Raw genomic sequence first — 3,310 nt, forward strand, 5'->3', positions numbered from 1 at the left:
GTCGGCCGGGAGGTCGGGCCCCTGCCCGGCGCCGAGGTGCGCGAGCGTGTTGTCGCACTGGTCGGCCTCGTCCTCGCGCCCCGCGAACCCGACCAAGGCGCCGAACCCGGTCTTGGCCCCGTAGACGGGGCGTTCGTCGTCCTTGAGCACGGTGCTGAGAAACTCGCGGCTCCGGTCGAGCCGCTCCCGGACGGGGGGTCCGACGACCACCGCGAGCCGTGCCGCCGCACGGTGGAGGTCGTCGCTGCTCAGCGGTTCGCCGAGGTCCACCGGGGCGTCGGTACGGCTGCCGGGCGTGGTCGTGGTCACGGCACCGACGGTAGGCATCCGATCTCAGAGAGTTCTGAGATCGCCTGGGTAGCTTCCTGCCACATGGCGCACGATTACCTGATCATCGGGGCCGGGCCGGCGGGTTTGCAGCTCGCCGCCCACCTGGAGCGCGACGGCCGCGACTACGCCGTCCTCGAACGCGGCAGCGGGCCGGGCACCTTCTTCACCCGCTACCCGAGGCACCGGACGCTGATCTCCATCAACAAGGTGCACACCGGGTACTCCGACCCGGAGAAGCGGTTGCGGATGGACTGGAACTCCATCCTGTCCGACGACCCGGCGCTGCTGTTCACCCGCTACAGCGACCGGTACTTCCCGGCCGCCGACGACCTGGTCCGCTACCTGGCCGACTACGCGGCGGCCACCGGCGTCCGGGTCCACTACGACACCGAAGCCGTGCGGATCTCCCGGGACGACGACGGGTTCACCGTCGTCGACCAGAACGGCCAGCAGTGGCAGGCCGCACGGCTCGTCATGACCACCGGCGTCTCGCAGCTGCACGTGCCGCCGATCCCCGGCATCGAGCACGTCGAGCGCTACGACACCTTCGACACCGACCCCGCGTCCTTCACCGACCAGCGGGTGCTGGTGATCGGCAAGGGCAACTCGGGGTTCGAGACCGCCGACTCGCTCGTGGAGCACGCGGCCGTCGTCCACCTGGCCGGGCCGCACTCGGTCAAGCTGGCCTGGCAGACGCACTACGTCGGGCACCTGCGCGCGGTCAACAACAACTTCCTGGACACCTACCAGCTCAAGAGCGAGAACGCGGTCCTGGACGGCACGATCGAGCTGATCGAACCCCGGCCCGGCGGCGGCTTCCGCATCCGGTTCCGCTACGCGCGCACGGTGGAGAAGCTGCGCGAGCTGGAGTACGACCGGATCATCGCGTGCACCGGGTTCCGGTTCGACGCCTCGGTGTTCGACGAGAGCTGCCGCCCGGCGCTGGTGATCGACGACCGGTTCCCCGAGCAGACCCCGGCGTTCGAGTCCACCACCGTGCCCGGCCTGTACTTCGCGGGCACGGTCACGCAGCAGCGGGACTTCAAGAAGTCCACCAGCGGGTTCATCCACGGCTTCCGCTACGGGGTCCGCGCCCTGCACCGCATCCTCGCCGCCCGCCACCACGACACGCCGTGGCCGTCGACCGAGCTGGCGCCGTCACCGGAGGCGATCACCGACGCGCTCGTGGCCCGGGTGAACCGGTCGTCGGCGCTGTGGCAGCAGTTCGCGGTGATCGGGGACGTGGTGACGGTCTCCGGCGGTTCCGCGCGGTACGAGGAGGAGGTGCCGGTCGCGTACCTGGCCGACGGCGGTCTCGGCCCGGCCGAGCACCGGTTCGTCGCGACGCTGGAGTACGGGCCCGACCACGACACCGTGGACCCGTTCGACATCTCCATCCCGCGCGTGGCGGAGAACGACGCGGCGAACGCGCACGACGCGAGCTACCTGCACCCCGTGGTGCGCTACTACCGCGACGGCACGCTCGCCGGGACGCACCACCTGGCCGAGAACCTGGAGAACACCTGGGACCTGCCCGAGGTGCACCAGCAGCCGCTCGTCGTGTTCGTGAAGGAATGCCTTGCCGGCGCGTGAGGCCGAGCCGTTCCCTCGCGCGGTGCTCGACGCGCTCGACGCCGCCGCGAGCCGGCCGGTGTTCGAGCACGGCGACCGCGCGGTCACCGGCGGGGAGCTGCTCGACCTGGTCGCGCGGATCGCGGCCGGCCTGCGGGGCGAGGGGCTGAGGCCGGGTGACGGTGTCGCGCTGCTGCTCGGCGTCACCCCGGAGGCGTTCGCCACGATCCTCGCCGCGCACGCCGTGGGCGCCAGGGTGATGGGCGTGCGGCCCGGGCTGCCGGAGGCGCAGCTGCGGCACCTGCTCGACCTCGACGTCACCGCCGCGGTCACCGACTCGCCGGGCGTGCGGCACGTCCCGCGCACGCTCACCGTGGACGCGCTGCGCTCGGCGCGGCCCGAGCCGCTGCGGCTGGGCGGCAGGCCCGCGGACGTCGCCCGGCTGATCCACACCAGCGGCAGCACGGGTGCGCCCCAGGCGTGCGCGCAGACCTACGCCGCGATGTCGGCCGCGTGGACCGCGCGACCGCAGGCGTGGCCGCCCGCGATCCGCGAGCTGGCGTCGCGGCTCGACCGGTACCTCGTGTTCGGGTCGCTGGCGAGCCAGGTGATGTTCGAGTACGCCGTGCTGGCCATCGCCGCCGGCGGGACGGTGGTCGCCGCCGACCCGCCGACGCTGCCCGACGCGATCACCCGGTACCGCGCGTCCGGGAGCGTGATCACCGTGCCGCGGCTGGCGAAGCTGGTGGCCTCCCAGCGCCGCAAGCCGACCGACCTGTCCACGTTGCGCGCCGTGATGGTGTCCGGCTCACCCCTGTCGCCGGACCGGCACCGCGAGGCGGCGGAGGTGCTCGGCCCGGTCGTGTTCCACGGCTACGGCCAGACCGAGACCGGCACGATCGCCATGGCCACCCCGGCCGACCCGCCCGGTTCGGTGGGCGTGCCGCCCGAGGCGGTGCGCGTCGAGGTGCGCGACGAGCGCGGCCTGCCGGTTCCGGCCGGCGTGGACGGCGAGCTGTTCGTCCGCACCCCGACCCAGGCCGGCTCGTACTGGGCGGACCCGGTGCGGTCGGCCGAGGTGTTCGTGGACGGCTGGGTGCGCACCCGCGACCTCGGCCACCTCGACGACGGCGGCCACCTCTACCTGACCGGGCGGACCCGGGACGTGGTCATCGTCAACGCGAACCTGCACTACGCCGGCCCGATCGAACGCGTCATCACCGAGCACCCGGACGTCGTCGAGGCGTACGTGGTCGCCGTGCCGGACGACGACACCGGCGAGGCGGTGCACGCGTTCGTGGTGCCCGCCGACGGCCGCGCGCCCGACCTCGCCGCGCTGCGCGAGCTGGTGACCACCCGACTCGGCCCGGCGTGCGCGCCGGTGCGCGTGACCGCCATCGCGGAACCG

General features: G+C 73.2%; 3 protein-coding genes. 2 read left to right on the plus strand and 1 reads right to left on the minus strand.

What is annotated here, in order from left to right; translation table 11 throughout:
* Positions 1 to 309: aromatic amino acid lyase (locus AB0G02_RS32470; protein ID WP_360801825.1), on the minus strand; the 309-nt coding region annotated here is incomplete at its 3' end.
* 63 nt (positions 310 to 372) lie between these two features.
* On the opposite strand from AB0G02_RS32470, the gene AB0G02_RS32475 reads away from it, so the two are divergent.
* Complete coding sequence (locus AB0G02_RS32475) at positions 373 to 1,923, plus strand: NAD(P)-binding domain-containing protein (protein WP_360801828.1); 1,551 nt, start codon at positions 373 to 375, stop codon at positions 1,921 to 1,923.
* On the plus strand, positions 1,910 to 3,310 hold a 1,401-nt coding region (locus AB0G02_RS32480), incomplete at its 3' end, for a long-chain fatty acid--CoA ligase (RefSeq protein ID WP_360801831.1). The genes AB0G02_RS32475 and AB0G02_RS32480, both read left to right, overlap by 14 nt.

The sequence above is a fragment of the Actinosynnema sp. NPDC023658 genome, assembly GCF_040639995.1.
Lineage (GTDB): Bacteria > Actinomycetota > Actinomycetes > Mycobacteriales > Pseudonocardiaceae > Actinosynnema.